General features: G+C 65.5%; 11 protein-coding genes and 1 tRNA gene. 6 read left to right on the top strand and 6 right to left on the bottom strand.

Annotation, left to right across the window (positions count from 1 at the left end):
- Positions 1-19 precede the first annotated feature (19 nt).
- From G5S35_RS07490 to ompR, 3 genes are all read right to left on the bottom strand, one after another.
- Positions 20-568: a peroxiredoxin gene (locus G5S35_RS07490; protein ID WP_065065560.1), complete on the bottom strand. Its 549-nt coding sequence runs from the start codon at positions 566-568 to the stop codon at positions 20-22.
- A gap of 194 nt (positions 569-762) precedes the next feature.
- Positions 763-2112, bottom strand: coding sequence for an ATP-binding protein (locus G5S35_RS07485; RefSeq protein ID WP_065065559.1), 1350 nt, complete (start codon positions 2110-2112; stop codon positions 763-765).
- A 55-nt stretch (positions 2113-2167) separates the two neighbouring features.
- Positions 2168-2902, bottom strand: a complete 735-nt coding sequence (gene ompR / locus G5S35_RS07480) for an osmolarity response regulator transcription factor OmpR (protein WP_027814652.1) — start codon at positions 2900-2902, stop codon at positions 2168-2170.
- A gap of 263 nt (positions 2903-3165) precedes the next feature.
- Here ompR and G5S35_RS07475 point away from each other — a divergent pair, with 263 nt between their 5' ends.
- The 3 genes from G5S35_RS07475 to G5S35_RS07465 all read left to right on the top strand — a co-directional run bounded on the left by G5S35_RS07475 (position 3166) and on the right by G5S35_RS07465 (position 6856).
- Positions 3166-3453, top strand: a complete 288-nt coding sequence (locus G5S35_RS07475; RefSeq protein ID WP_231957791.1) for a hypothetical protein — start codon at positions 3166-3168, stop codon at positions 3451-3453.
- A 643-nt stretch (positions 3454-4096) separates the two neighbouring features.
- Positions 4097-5515, top strand: a complete 1419-nt coding sequence (locus G5S35_RS07470; protein ID WP_183038821.1) for a DUF1800 domain-containing protein — start codon at positions 4097-4099, stop codon at positions 5513-5515.
- A gap of 111 nt (positions 5516-5626) precedes the next feature.
- Entirely contained in the window at positions 5627-6856 is a 1230-nt protein-coding gene (locus G5S35_RS07465; protein ID WP_110329021.1) for a DUF1501 domain-containing protein, read from the top strand.
- Between the two features lie 49 nt (positions 6857-6905).
- Here G5S35_RS07465 and G5S35_RS07460 read toward each other — a convergent pair whose 3' ends face one another.
- Entirely contained in the window at positions 6906-7748 is an 843-nt protein-coding gene (locus tag G5S35_RS07460) for a squalene/phytoene synthase family protein (RefSeq protein ID WP_183038122.1), read from the bottom strand.
- A gap of 362 nt (positions 7749-8110) precedes the next feature.
- On the opposite strand from G5S35_RS07460, the gene G5S35_RS07455 reads away from it, so the two are divergent.
- A tRNA-Leu gene (locus G5S35_RS07455) sits at positions 8111-8197 on the top strand.
- A 128-nt stretch (positions 8198-8325) separates the two neighbouring features.
- On the opposite strand, the gene G5S35_RS07450 is transcribed toward G5S35_RS07455, so the two are convergent.
- Both G5S35_RS07450 and G5S35_RS07445 read right to left on the bottom strand, forming a co-directional pair.
- Complete coding sequence (locus G5S35_RS07450) at positions 8326-8772, bottom strand: MarR family winged helix-turn-helix transcriptional regulator (protein ID WP_065065555.1); 447 nt, start codon at positions 8770-8772, stop codon at positions 8326-8328.
- 282 nt (positions 8773-9054) lie between these two features.
- Positions 9055-10209: a glycerate kinase gene (locus G5S35_RS07445; protein ID WP_065065554.1), complete on the bottom strand. Its 1155-nt coding sequence runs from the start codon at positions 10207-10209 to the stop codon at positions 9055-9057.
- A gap of 689 nt (positions 10210-10898) precedes the next feature.
- Between G5S35_RS07445 and tig the strand changes: the two genes are divergently transcribed.
- Both tig and clpP read left to right on the top strand, forming a co-directional pair.
- Complete coding sequence (gene tig / locus G5S35_RS07440) at positions 10899-12245, top strand: trigger factor (protein ID WP_065065553.1); 1347 nt, start codon at positions 10899-10901, stop codon at positions 12243-12245.
- A 154-nt stretch (positions 12246-12399) separates the two neighbouring features.
- Positions 12400-13053, top strand: a complete 654-nt coding sequence (clpP, locus tag G5S35_RS07435) for an ATP-dependent Clp endopeptidase proteolytic subunit ClpP (RefSeq protein WP_065065552.1) — start codon at positions 12400-12402, stop codon at positions 13051-13053.
- Positions 13054-13168 lie beyond the last annotated feature (115 nt).

The following is a 13168-nucleotide window of genomic DNA, read 5'->3' as shown; positions in this document are numbered from 1 at the left end:
GGCTAACCGACGACGCCGCTCAGAGCGTCGCGCCGCCCACCTCGCGACCGCTCGGGCACAGCTCGCCGGTTTGCAGCGCGTCGAGCACGCGCAGCACTTCGGCGGCGCTGCGCCCGACGCTGAGCGTGTTGACGCTCACGTACTGGATCGTGTTGTCCGGATCGACGATGAACGTCGCACGCAGCGCCACGCCCGCTTCCTTGTCGCGGATGCCGAGCTGATCGATCAGCTCGCCTTTCACGTCGCCGAACGCGTAGTGGTTCAGGCGGTCGAGATCCTTGTTCTCGCGCCGCCACGCGAGCTTCACGTATTCGTTGTCGCAACTGCCGCCGAGCAGCACGGTTTCGCGATCCTCGAATTCCTTTTGAAGCCGCGCGAACGCGACGATCTCGGTCGGGCAGATCACGGTGAAATCCTTCGGATAGAAATAGATGACCTTCCACTTGTCCGAAAAACTTTGCTCGGTGATTTCCTGAAACGCCGATTCGCCGTTTTCTTCCGGAAAATTAAAGCCGGGTTTGGCGGCCGTGACGGTGAAGGCTTCGAGTTTGTCGCCGATGGTTTTCATGTCGCTGCTCCCCTGGATCGAGACGGGCAAGAACGCCTGCGCGCATGACGCGCGCGGCCCATCGTCAGATTGTGGCAGGGGAAGCCGGCGCGTGCCGCGACGGTGCGCCTCGACGCGCGCGTGCGTTGATCCGCGCCCGTGCAGGCGCGAATCAACGAGCGTGAATCGACCGGAAGAAAAGTGGAGAAAGCGCCTCAGGCGCCCTTGGCGAGCGGAAACTCGATCGTGACTTCGAGGCCCGGGCCGGGCGCGCGGTTGCGCAGACGCAGCGCGCCGCGATAACGGCTCACGAGGCGCTGGACGATCGCCATGCCGAGGCCGGTGCCGTTGGCCTGCGTGCGGGCACTGTCGACGCGATAGAACGGCCGCGTGACAAGCGCGAGCTGATCCTCGGGAATGCCGGGGCCTTCGTCGACCACCGAAAGCTCCACGCGCGAGTGCGAAACGCGCGTTTCCAGCATGATGTGAGGAATGCCGTCGGAATCGCTTGCACCATATTTGCGCGCATTCTCGATCAGGTTGCCGACAATGCGGCGCATATCGGTGTCGTCGGCTTCGACCATGGCCGTGGGCGCGAGACGCGTGATCAGGCGCACGCCGTCCTCGGTCGCCAGGCGCGCCGCCATCTCGCTCGCGATCACCGACAGATCGACGCGCTCGGTCATGCGCTGCACCGGCCGCGCATAGTCGAGGAAGCGCCCGATGATCATGTCCATCTGCTCGATGTCGTCGATCATCGCGTCCTTGGTCGCCTGATCGGACGGGCTCATCTCCGTCTCCAGCCGTAATCGCGCGAGCGGCGTGCGCAGATCGTGCGAGATGCCCGCGAGCATCAGCGCGCGATCGGCCTCGAGCTGTTCGAGGTCGCGCACCATCTGGTTGAACGAGCGATTGGTTTCCGCCGCCACGCCCATGCCGCTTTCCGGCAAGGGCGAGGGCGACTGGCCGGAGCCGACCATGCGCGCGGACATTGCGAGCCGCGCGAACGGGCGGTTCACGAGACTCGTGATGAACGCCGCGCCGAACAGCGACAGCGCAAGCGCGGAAATGCCCCAGCCGACCCACTGCAGGCCGGTGACGTTGTCGAGCTGATCGCGGTCGAGCGCCACCCAGTAGTCGTCGTCGTCGATCTTGAAGCTGATCCACACGCCCGGGATGTCGTTGACCGACTGGGCAATTACCGTGTCGTCGCCGAGACGGCCGCGGATGTCGTGCTCGATCAGGCGATTGAGCGATTCGTCTGGCTGCAGCTTGTATTTGTCCGTGGTCTCGCGCGGATACACGCGCACGCCCTCGTTACTCTCCAGATCCTGCAGCAGCGCGCGGCGCAGATCGGGATCGGAGTAGAGGAGCGCGGTGCGCGTGAGCTTGACCACGGCGACGAGCTGAAGCGCCACGCGCTGGGCGCGTGGCTCCCGCTCGATCACGCGAAAGCTCTGGAACCATGCCGCAAGACTGACCGCAATGAGCAGCGCGATCAGCAGGAAGGTGCGCCAGAACAGGTCGCCGAACGCAAGCGTCAGCAGACGCCGGTCAATCCGCATGAACCCTTCCCGTCAACAGAGGTCGTGCAGGCAATGAGACGCCATCCATCCTGTATCAGGCAGCGCCGTCGGGGATGAACACGTAGCCGAGGCCCCAGACCGTCTGGATGAAGCGCGGGCTGCCCGGATCGGGCTCGATCAGCTTGCGCAGACGCGAGATCTGCACGTCGAGGCTGCGGTCGAACACTTCGTATTCGCGGCCGCGTGCGAGCTCCATGAGCTTTTCGCGCGAGAGCGGCTGGCGCGGATGACGCGCGAACACCTTGAGCACGGAGAATTCGCCCGTGGTGAGCGGAATTTCCTGGCCGGCCTTGGTGAGCGTGCGGGTGGCGAGGTTCAGCGCGAATTCGCCGAACTCGAATACTTCAGTGGTTTCCGACGGCGCGCCCGGCAGTTCGGACGGCGCTTGACGGCGCAGCACGGCGTGAATGCGGGCGACCAGCTCGCGCGGATTGAAGGGCTTCGGCAGATAGTCGTCGGCGCCCATTTCGAGACCGACGATACGGTCGACGTCTTCGCCCTTGGCCGTGAGCATGATGATGGGCGTGCGGTCGTTGCTGCCACGCAGGCGGCGGCAGATCGACAGGCCGTCTTCGCCCGGCAGCATCAGATCGAGCACGAGCAGGTCGAAGCGTTCACGCACCCACAGCTTGTTCATGGCAGGGGCGTTTTCCGCAACATATACGTTGAAACCCTGCTCGCCGAGGTAGCGGCGCAGCAGGTCACGCAGTCGGGGGTCGTCGTCGACCACGAGAATTTTGGACGGGTTCTTGGTTTCCATGCCTGGCATCTTAGCGCGATTGGGTTGCAGTGCGAGATTGCACCGATTAACGGGTTACAGTCAGTTACAAAATTTACCCGTGCTGTGCTACGGCATCAAGCACTGACAGATAGACTTCTTTACGTTGAGCGGCCATTCGGTAGATACTTCATTCGATTTTGAACCAGTGCCCGTGTTGAACTGGGTCCGAACAATGCAATCGAGGTAGCCGTTTGCCGCGTCAAGAAGGGAACAAAACGATGGGAGGGGTCAGGCCGACAATGCGCCACACCATGATTGCTCTGGCGTTGGCCAGCGGCGTCGTGGCTGCATTGGATGCGGCGCCGGCACACGCCCAGCCCTTCGGTGACGGGCCCGGTGCGGCCCGCTACGGCGGCAGGCCGCCCATTCGTCGGGTGCGCAACGACATGCCGCCTCGTCCCGCTTCGGACATCAATCAGCGCAACGCCGTTCCTCCCGATCTCGACCAACGCCGCCGCGACGGCCACATGACGCCCGACGAGCGGCGCCTGCTGCGCCAGCACATCGAAGACGCCGTGCGCGAACTCTACAAGCGCTAGACGCATCTCGCCACGTCGCGTGTGTTGCGTCGCGTGTTGCGTTGTATTGCCTGCCAGGTCATCTTTCGCCGTCGCGCTGATCGCATCTTTCGTCATTCGCTGCCTTTCTGCTGTTACGCGTTGTTTCCAGGCGTTTCTCGCTGTGTCCCTGCTCTTGTCCGTTCGGACCGCTTCGCGCGGCGCCCGTCGCTGAAAAAATCAGTTTCAAAATCCTTTGCGCCCGAGTGGCCCGCGGAGTCAACAGCGCGCCCGCTCCACTCGTTATGCCGGTACATTCACCAGGTTCGCGCGTGAACGGCAGCGGTCGTCTGGCCGGTCGTTGCGCGCTCCTTGAAACCCAGGCGCCATGAAAAGCTTCTTGCCGGTGTTCCCGCCGCGCCGCGCGGCCAGCCATGTGAGCGACGCGAGCGATGCAGCCGACGCCGGCGCATCCGTGCGAGCATCACTGGATCAGCCAGCCGTCACGCGCGCCGCGTTCTTCACGCTGTCCACGCTGCCGTTAGCGTCGGCGCTCGGCGCGTGGTCCCGACGCGCTTGCGCGCAATCCACCGCAGATGCGAGTAGCGAGACGAAGCCCGAACCGCCGCGCCGCGCGTCGCATCTTTCTCACGTGCATCGCCATGCGCCGGCGGCATCTGCGGCGATGCCTTCGTCCGTCGAAACCGAACTGCTCGACGCCGACGACGCGAGGCATCTGCTGATCCGCACGGGCTTCGCACCGGCCGGCGCCGACCTCGCGCCTTACGTCGGCCTCACGCGCGCCGAAGCCGTCGACCGCGTGCTGGCCACCGCCCGCACCGAGGCCGTCACGCCGCTGCCCGCCTGGTGCGCCGAGCCGCTGCCGACGCGCGCCGAGCGCAACGCCTGGACGCCCGATCAGCGCCGCGACGCGCAACGTACGCGCGGCAGGCATTACGACGAATTGCGCGCGTGGTGGATGGGCGAGATGCTGGTCACGCCGTCGCCGGTCACGGAGCGCATGACGTTGTTCTGGCATAACCATTTCACGTCGGGTCAGGACAAGGTGCCGGAGCCCCAGATGATGGCCCAGCAAAATTCGCTCCTGAGGCGCCACGCGCTCGGCAATTTCGCGACAATGCTGCACGAGGTGGCGAAAGATCCGGCGATGCTGCTCTATCTCGACGGCGCGAGCAATCGCAAGGGCAAGCCGAACGAGAACTTCGCGCGCGAGGTCATGGAGCTGTTCACGCTCGGCGAAGGGCAGTACACGCAGCAGGACGTCGGCGAGGCGGCGCGCGCCTACACGGGCTGGGCCGTCGACCCCGATACCGGGCAATTCGTCTCGCGGCCGGCGCAGCACGACGACGGCGTGAAGACCGTGCTCGGCCACAGCGGCCCGTTCGATGGCGACGCGATGCTCGACATTCTGCTCGGCGAGCCACAGACGGCGCATTTCGTGGCGGCGAAAATGTGGCGCGAGTTCGTGTCCGACACGCCCGATACCGCGCAGCTCGACCACGTCGCCGCGCATTTTCGCGCGAGTCGTTACGATATTTCCGCTGCGTTGCGCGCCTTGCTGCTTACGCCTGCGTTCTGGGACGAGCGCAATCGCGGCGTGCTGGTCAGTTCGCCGGTGACGTTCATCGTCGGTACGATTCGGCGCTTCGGCGTGACGTATGGCGACACCGCGCCGTTCGCGCGGACCTCGGCGGCGCTCGGCGAGAATCTGTTTTATCCGCCCAATGTGAAAGGCTGGCCCGGCGGCGTGGCGTGGATCAACAGTTCGACGCTGCTCGCGCGCAAGCAGTTCGTCGAGCAGCTGTTTCGCGCGACCGAGGCGGGGCGTCCACGTATGGGCGCAGCGATGACGAAGACGACCGCAAAAGCGCCGCCGCGCACGCAAGGCGGCATGCGTTTCGATCTCGATGGCTGGCTTGCGCGTTACGGCCTGAGCGCGAGCGACAAGCCCGATCTCTCGCAGCAGTTGCAGATGCAGCATGCCGTGCTGCCGCTCGCGCCCGTCGACGCCATTGCGGCGGGCAGCAGTGCGCAGGCGTATCTCCAGGCACTCCTGATGGATCCCGTGTATCAGCTCACTTGAGCGCGCCTCGAAACGAAGACGGACGATGATATCCACGAACGAAGCCATTCACCGCAGCACGCACAGCAACAACACCGCCGCGCAGCGGCGCATCGACGAGCGAGGCATGGCATGAAGCGACGCGATTTTCTGGCTGCGGCGGCCGCGGCGACGGCGGCAGGCGCGGCGTCGTGGCTGCCTCAGAGCGTCCACGCGCAAACGCTCGCCGCGACTGCGCAAGCGCGAGCGAGCGGCTACGAGAATCTGCTGATCCTCGTCGAGTTGAAGGGCGGCAATGACGGCTTGAACACCGTCGTGCCGTACGCCGATCCGCTCTATGCGCGTTATCGCAGCACCATTGGCGTGCGTCGCGGCGACGCGATCCAGCTCGACGAACGCACCGCGCTGCATCCGGCGCTCGCGCCTCTGCTGCCGATGTGGCGCGCGCACGAACTCGCGATCGTGCAGGGCGTGAGCTACGCGCAGCCGAACCTCTCGCATTTTCGCTCGATCGAGATCTGGGATACGGCGTCGCGCTCCGATCAATATCTGCGCGAAGGCTGGCTCACGCGTGCGTTCGCGACCACGCCCGTGCCGAAGGGTTTTGCCGCCGATGGTCTGGTGCTCGGCAGCGCCGAGATGGGGCCGCTCGCGAACGGCGCGCGCGCCATCGCGCTCGTCAATCCGGCGCAGTTCGCGCGCGCTTCGCGGCTCGTGACGCCGGTCGCGCTTCAGGAGCGCAATCCGGCGCTCGCGCACCTGCTCGATGTGGAGAACGACATCGTGCATGCGGCCGATCAGTTGCGGCCGCGGCCCGGTGAATATGCGTTGAAGACGGCGTTTCCGGCGGGCGCATTCGGCGCCTCGGTGAAGACGGCGATGCAGGCGCTGGCGTCCGGCGAAACGGCACAAGGCGCGCCGGTGCAAGGCGACGGCGTCGCGGTCATCCGCCTCACGCTCAATGGCTTCGATACGCACGAGAACCAGCCCGAACGTCACGCGGAGCTGTTGCGCCAGTTCGCGGCAGGCATGGTCGCGATGCGTTCGGCGCTGATCGAAATGGGGCGTTGGGATCGCACGCTGATCGCCACGTATGCCGAGTTCGGACGGCGCGTGCGCGAGAACCAGAGTCGCGGCACCGATCACGGCACGGCATCGGCGCATTTCGTGGCGGGCGGGCGCGTGGCGGGCGGTCTGTATGGCGAGGCACCGGCGCTCGCGCGTCTGGATGGCAACGGCAATCTGCCCGTGGCCATCGATTTCCGGCAGATCTACGCGACAGTGCTGAACGGATGGTGGGGACTCGACGCCGCCTCGGTCTTGCAGCAGCGCTTCGAGCCGTTGCCGTTGTTGCGCGCCTGAAGTTGCTCGACGTCGCGCGATATTGAAAGCGGCGCGCTTTGCGCCGGTCTCAGTTACGTCGTGCCGCGCGCCACGCGATCCAGAGCTTGCGGATTGGCGTAAGCGCGATGTGCTGATGCAGCACCTGAAAGCCTTCGCGTTCCACTTCGTCCAGCAGCGCGAGTTCGAGCGCGGCGAGCGCGCGCAGCGCTCGCTGCGGTTTGCGCTCGGCGGCGGGAATCGCGTCGAGCGCGGCAGTCAGCGCTTCGCGCGCACGCGCCGTCTGGAACTGCATCAGCTCGGTGAATTCGGCGCTGTAGCGGCGGTTGATCAGATCGGCGGCGGTGACGTTGTAGCGCTGCAATTCGTCGATCGGCAGGTAGATGCGGCCATGACGCGCGTCGTTGCCGATCTCCGGCACGAACTGAGCGAGCGTCAGCGCATTGCCGAGCGGGGCGGCCCAGCGTGCGGCCGACTCGTGTTCCTGCGGCGTGCGCACGCAGGCCTGCGCGACGAGCGTGGCGAACGTGCCGCCCACGCCGTCGATATAACGGCGCAGATTCGGCATGTCGAGATAGCGGGCCTGCTCGAAATCCATCTCGAAGCCCGCGAGCAATTGCTGTAACAGGGGATAGAGATTTGCGGGATCGTCGAGATGCGCGGCGAGCGCTTTCGTGACCGGATGCGAGGGATTGCCGGCGGCCAGCGCGGCGAGTTCCTTCTGCCACCAGGCGAGCTTCGTGCGGCCCACGGTCGGGTCGCTCGTTTCCTTGGCGGTTTCCTCGAGTTCGCGGCGCAGGGCGAACAGGGCGGCAAGGAGCGGCTGGCGCGCGGCGCTCGCCTGGCGCAGCGCGTAGTACGTGCTCGATCCGGGTGGGGCCGCCTTTTGCAGGCAGTAATCGTCGAAATTCACGGCGTTCGGGGCGTGGGGAGGCGCGGCGCTGTCGCTGCCCGGCTGAATCGTTCAGCGAGGTCGGCGGTGGGGCATAGAGCCGCGGAGCGGCGATTCTAGCACCGGCCTGTTTTTCGGGCCGCGGGCGCACCGGTCGCCGCCCGTCCGCCGCCCGTCGAGCGAGGAAAGGGCGCAATCCACGCCGCGCTGCAAGTTGCAGACAAGCGCAATTCAATCAGTTAGAATCTCGCGCTTGCGCGTTCGCGGCGGTTATCCCTCTGTGATTCCGACCGAGCAGCGCGCCCAGGCAGGTCCGTATTGCATTCGATGCACGCGATGGTTCTCAGTCGTTTCCACTCGCAGCGGTCTCGCCAGCAGCATTCGCGTGAGTGGCGAAATTGGTAGACGCACCAGGTTTAGGTCCTGACGCCCGCAAGGGTGTGCCGGTTCGAGTCCGGCCTCACGCACCAAAGACAAAGGCCACGTACCTCAACGGTACGTGGCCTTTTTTCTTGTGCCGATTACGCCGGGCGCGCGGTGAATCGGCCCGCCGATCAGCCCGTATTAACCATCTGTTTCGTTTATCGCGAAGGCGCGGTTACAGATCTTCCTGGGCTGCCGCGATGACTTTCTCCAGCGCGCGGTTCAGCAGTTCGCGCTCCTTCTCTTCGAGGCAGGCGAACAGGTCCACATTCCACTTGCGGGCGATGGGCATGACCTTGCGATAAAGCGCGCGGCCTTCGGCCGTGAGCGAGACGAGCACGAGCCGGCCGTCTTCCTCGCTGGCGTCGCGTTGCATGAGGCCGCGGCGCATCAGCGCTTCCGCGGCGCGGCTGGCCTGGCTCTTGTCGAGATTCGCGTGGCGCGCGAGCTCCATCACTGAAAACGGGCCGAATGCGCCGACCGCGGCGATGAGACGTGCTTCGGGCAGGGTAACGCCGAGCTTCGCCTGGTAGCGCTCGCTTGCGCCGCGTTCGGAGAGCTTGTTCAGGACATGGAGCCGATAGGTCAAAAATTGTTCGAGTCCGGCTTTGCTTGCCTTCATGGTCGTCCTGGTCTGGTCGCGTGAGGTATGCGCGATCGTGTCGCGATGATCATGATTGTTGCCTCAACGAGCGCCGGGGTCAACGCGCATGAACCCTCGTAAGCGCATCTTCAATGAGCGTACGAATCTATTAATCGCTTACTGCGAACGCAAGCGCATTCGCGGACCAAAACGTCTGACTATTCGCACGATTCAAGGAGCGGTTTAACGCTTCGCGCGCAACGAGCGCCAGCAGCAAATGCGATTCGTTGCGCGCGAAATGTCCTGTGCTCCGGGCGGCGCTCAAGGGCGCGCGGCACCGTACTTGAGACGCGTGAGCTGTTCCGCTTCGTTCGCGAGCAGCGCGGCGGCGTCGCGAATGGCGGTTTCGAGCGTGATCGGGCCGGGCGCGGGCGAGAAGCAGCCGCTGAAGTGCTCGGCCAGCCGCGGCAGCGCGGCGGAGTCGACGGCGCCCGAGAGCAGCGTCGCCGGCACGCCCGCGGCCTGCGCGTGGCGGCAGGCGATGAAAGGCGCCTTGCCGTGCAGGGTCTGCACGTCCGAGCGTCCCTCGCCGGTGATGAGCCATTGCGCGCCCGCGAGCGCCTGATCGAGGCCGATGGTGCGCGCGACGACTTCCGCCCCCGGCTCGAAGCTCGCGCCCAGCATGCGCAGCGCGAAACCGAGGCCGCCCGCCGCGCCGGCGCCCGCTTCGTCACGCGCGGTGCGTCCGAGTGCGGCTTCGAGCAGATCGGCGAAACGGCCGAGCGCGGCGTCGATCGGCGCGACTTCGCCGGGCGTCACACCTTTTTGCGGACCGAACACGGCCGTCGCGCCGTGATCGCCGGTCAGCGGATTGTCGACATCGGACATCGCCACGAAGCTGGCCTCGGAAAGACGCGCATCGAGCCCCGATATGTCCACGCGCGCGACGCGCGTGAGCGCTTCGGGCGTGGGCGCGAGCGCATTGTCCGCCGCATCGAAGAGTTGCAGGCCGAGGCCCGCGAGCAGACCCGCGCCGCCGTCGTTGGTGCTGCTGCCGCCGAGCGCCACGTAGAAGCGCCGCACGCCTTCGTCGAGTAGCGCGCGGATCGCTTCGCCCATGCCGCGCGTGCTGCGCGCGGCGACCGGCACACCCATGCCGACGGGGTCGGTGATGCCAACGATCTCGGCGGTTTCGACGATCGCGCTGCCGTCGTGCAGCAGGCCGACCGTGGCGTCGCGGCGCGCGAGCGCGGCGCCTTCCACATTGAGGATGCGGCGTTCGCCGCCCACGCTGAGCATGGCATCGAGCGTGCCTTCGCCGCCGTCGGCCATCGGGCAGATGCGGATTTCGGCGTCGGCGCGCGCGCGGCGAATGCCTTCGGCGATGGCGGCGGCGACCCCGTCCGCGCTCAGCGAGCCTTTGAATGAATCGGGAGCAATGACGACGACGGGTGCCTCGAACGACGGGTTGGACATGGTGCCTCGACGGAAAGAGTTGGGATGGCGGCTGCATCCGGCGGGGCGTCCGGCGCGAGCACTAGCTTAACAGCGCGGGGCCGGGCGCTGGATAAGCGCGCTGCGATAGCGTGCATCGCGCAAGGCCGTGCCGCTAACGTGCTTACAGTACGAAAGCGCCGCGGAGCGTGGCGCTCCGGCGTCGCATCAACGAGTCGATGCGGACGCGACGAAGTCGGCACCCGAGCGAAGGCCGAAGGGCGATTCGGGCCTGAAAACCCACCAAATTCACATGGAAAGGCGCCGTTTTGGCGTCCCGAACGGCAATTCCATTTGAGTGGGGAAATAGTTTGCTAAAATACTTGGCTCTTTTGACGGAACCGCACGGCAAGCCGTCCGTTTCGGCCTTCACCGGCCGATGTCGGCCGGGCCGGGTCTCGCGGCTTCCGGAAAGGGCGCCGCCCAGCCGGCAGCGTCCGCGAAGCGCCCGTTCCACGCCGTTGCGTGGTGCGCGGCCAGCGCGGCGGTCTGCGGCGAGAGGCGCCATGGGATGCGCCCGCCGGCCTTGGGCGCGACCGAATGGTCGCGATCGAAGCCGGCAGGCGGCGCCGACGAGGCACTAGCGAGACGCAGGCGATGCGGGCTTTCCCATCGAACTGCGGCAGCAAAGATTACTGATACGCTCGAACAATTTTAGGACGATTGAAGCCATGGCTAACGCTGTTGAAAACCTCGGCAAGCTCGAACGCCGCGTGACGATTTCCCTGCCGAAGGACGCCGTGCAGAAAGAAGTCGATTCGCGCATCCGCCAACTGGCAAAGAATGTGCGCATGCCGGGTTTCCGCCCGGGCAAGGTGCCGCTGAAGATGGTCACGCAGCAGTACTCGGGTCAGGTGGAAGCCGAAGTTCTGAGCGACAAGGTCGGCAAGGAATTCTTCGACATCAGCCGCGCGGAAAACCTGCGCGTCGCCGGCCAGCCGAGCTTCGCCCCGAAGGCGGACGCCGCTGAAGGCGACTACGCATTCGACGCGACCTTCGAGGTCTACCCGGAAGTCAAGCTCGGCGACGTCGGCACGGCCGAAATCGAGCGCACGACCACGACCATCAGCGACGCGGAAATCGACCGCACGCTCGACATCCTGCGCAAGCAGCGCGTGCACTTCCACGCACGTGGCGAAGCCGGCGAGCACGGTGACGGCGGCGCCGACACCGCAGCCAAGGAAGGCGATCGCGTGACGGTCGACTTCGTCGGCAAGATCGACGACGTCGCATTCCCGGGCGGCAGCGCGGAAGGTTTCGCGTTCGTGCTCGGCGAAGGCCGCATGCTGCCGGAATTCGAAAAGGCCGCCATCGGCCTGAAGAACGGCGAGTCGCGTGAATTCGACCTCGCGTTCCCCGAGGACTATCACGGCAAGGAAGTCGCCGGCAAGACCGCGAAGTTCACGATCACGATGCAGCAGATCGAGTGGCCGCACCTGCCGGAAATCGACGGCGAATTCGCCAAGTCGCTCGGCATCGCCGACGGCGACCTCGTGAAGATGCGCGCTGAAATCAAGGACAACCTCGAGCGTGAAGCGAAGCGTCGCACGCAGTCGATCGTCAAGAACCAGGTGATGGACGCGCTGCTGAAGATCGCCGAACTCGACGTGCCGAACGCACTGATCGAACAGGACCAGGAACGCCTCGTCGAAATGGCGCGTGCCGACCTCGCGCAACGCGGCGTGCCGAACGCCAAGGACGCACCGATCCCGGCCGAAATGTTCAAGGAACAAGCCGAGCGTCGCGTCAAGCTGGGCCTCGTGCTGGCCGAGCTGGTGAAGGCCAACGGTCTCGAAGCAAAGCCGGAACAGATCCGCGCTGAAGTCGACGAATTCGCGAAAAGCTACGAAGACCCGAAGGAAGTCGTGCGCTGGTATTATTCGAACCAGCAGCGTCTGGCCGAAATGGAAGCCTACGTCGTTGAATCGAACGTCGTGGACTTCGTGCTCGGCAAGGCCAAGGTAACGGACAAGCAAGTCAGCTTCGAAGAACTGGCAAGCGCGACGGCGCAGGCTTAAGTCTGCCCGCCACGGCGTGCCGGCTGTCGGAGCGACCGACGGCCAGCACGCCGTTTTTGTATCCGCTGAATTTAGCCATGCTGTCCGTGTGGTTGATTTATGCGGGGTCCGTCGCCATACCAGAATAACTCTCTTCCAGACAAGGATGCACCGCATGACTTTTCGCGCTCAATCGCTGGACACGCTGACCTCCCAGGCTTCGCGGGATTTCGATCCGCAGGCGCTCGGGCTCGTGCCGATCGTCGTGGAGACGAGCGGCCGCGGCGAGCGTTCGTACGACATCTACTCGCGTCTGCTGAAGGAGCGCGTGGTGTTCCTGGTCGGTGAAGTGAACGACCAGACGGCCAATCTCGTGGTCGCCCAGCTGCTGTTCCTCGAAAGCGAAAATCCGGACAAGGACATCAGCCTGTACATCAACAGCCCGGGCGGTTCGGTGTCGGCCGGCATGGCGATCTACGACACGATGCAGTTCATCAAGCCGAACGTTTCGACCCTTTGCATGGGCCTCGCGGCCAGCATGGGCGCGTTCCTGCTGGCAGCCGGCGAGAAGGGCAAGCGCTTCGCGCTGCCGAACTCGCGCGTGATGATTCACCAGCCGCTCGGCGGCGCGCGCGGCCAGGCATCGGACATCGAAATCCAGGCGCGGGAAATCCTGTACCTGAAGGAGCGCCTGAACCAGTTGCTCGCGCACCATACGGGTCAGCCGGTCGAGCGCATCGCGCGCGACACCGACCGCGACAACTTCATGTCCGGCGACGACGCGCAAGCCTATGGTCTGGTCGATCAGGTCCTGCACAAGCGTCCCTGATCCGGAACGCGTTTCGGCGCCCCTCGCGGGCGCCGGTTCAGGCGCCTGAATGGTGCAAATCGGGCGCCCGGGCGGCGTGCCACCCCGTGAAAAAGGGGATAGGCACAGCCGCCCG

Origin of the sequence: Paraburkholderia tropica, assembly GCF_014171495.1 — a bacterium.
Classification (GTDB): Bacteria; Pseudomonadota; Gammaproteobacteria; order Burkholderiales; family Burkholderiaceae; genus Paraburkholderia; species Paraburkholderia tropica.
The sequence above is the reverse complement of the archived record's forward strand: the minus strand, read 5'-3'. Positions and strand labels throughout refer to the sequence as shown.

Excerpts from the sequence above, each read along its gene's own strand:
- G5S35_RS07490 (WP_065065560.1), bottom strand. The coding sequence starts at position 568 with ATGAAAACCATCGGCGACAAACTCGAAGCCTTCACCGTCACGGCCGCC.
- G5S35_RS07485 (WP_065065559.1), bottom strand. The coding sequence starts at position 2,112 with ATGCGGATTGACCGGCGTCTGCTGACGCTTGCGTTCGGCGACCTGTTC.
- ompR (WP_027814652.1), bottom strand. The coding sequence starts at position 2,902 with ATGCCAGGCATGGAAACCAAGAACCCGTCCAAAATTCTCGTGGTCGAC.
- G5S35_RS07475 (WP_231957791.1), top strand. The coding sequence starts at position 3,166 with ATGATTGCTCTGGCGTTGGCCAGCGGCGTCGTGGCTGCATTGGATGCG.
- G5S35_RS07470 (WP_183038821.1), top strand. The coding sequence starts at position 4,097 with ATGCCTTCGTCCGTCGAAACCGAACTGCTCGACGCCGACGACGCGAGG.
- G5S35_RS07465 (WP_110329021.1), top strand. The coding sequence starts at position 5,627 with ATGAAGCGACGCGATTTTCTGGCTGCGGCGGCCGCGGCGACGGCGGCA.
- G5S35_RS07450 (WP_065065555.1), bottom strand. The coding sequence starts at position 8,772 with ATGAAGGCAAGCAAAGCCGGACTCGAACAATTTTTGACCTATCGGCTC.
- G5S35_RS07445 (WP_065065554.1), bottom strand. The coding sequence starts at position 10,209 with ATGTCCAACCCGTCGTTCGAGGCACCCGTCGTCGTCATTGCTCCCGAT.
- tig (WP_065065553.1), top strand. The coding sequence starts at position 10,899 with ATGGCTAACGCTGTTGAAAACCTCGGCAAGCTCGAACGCCGCGTGACG.
- clpP (WP_065065552.1), top strand. The coding sequence starts at position 12,400 with ATGACTTTTCGCGCTCAATCGCTGGACACGCTGACCTCCCAGGCTTCG.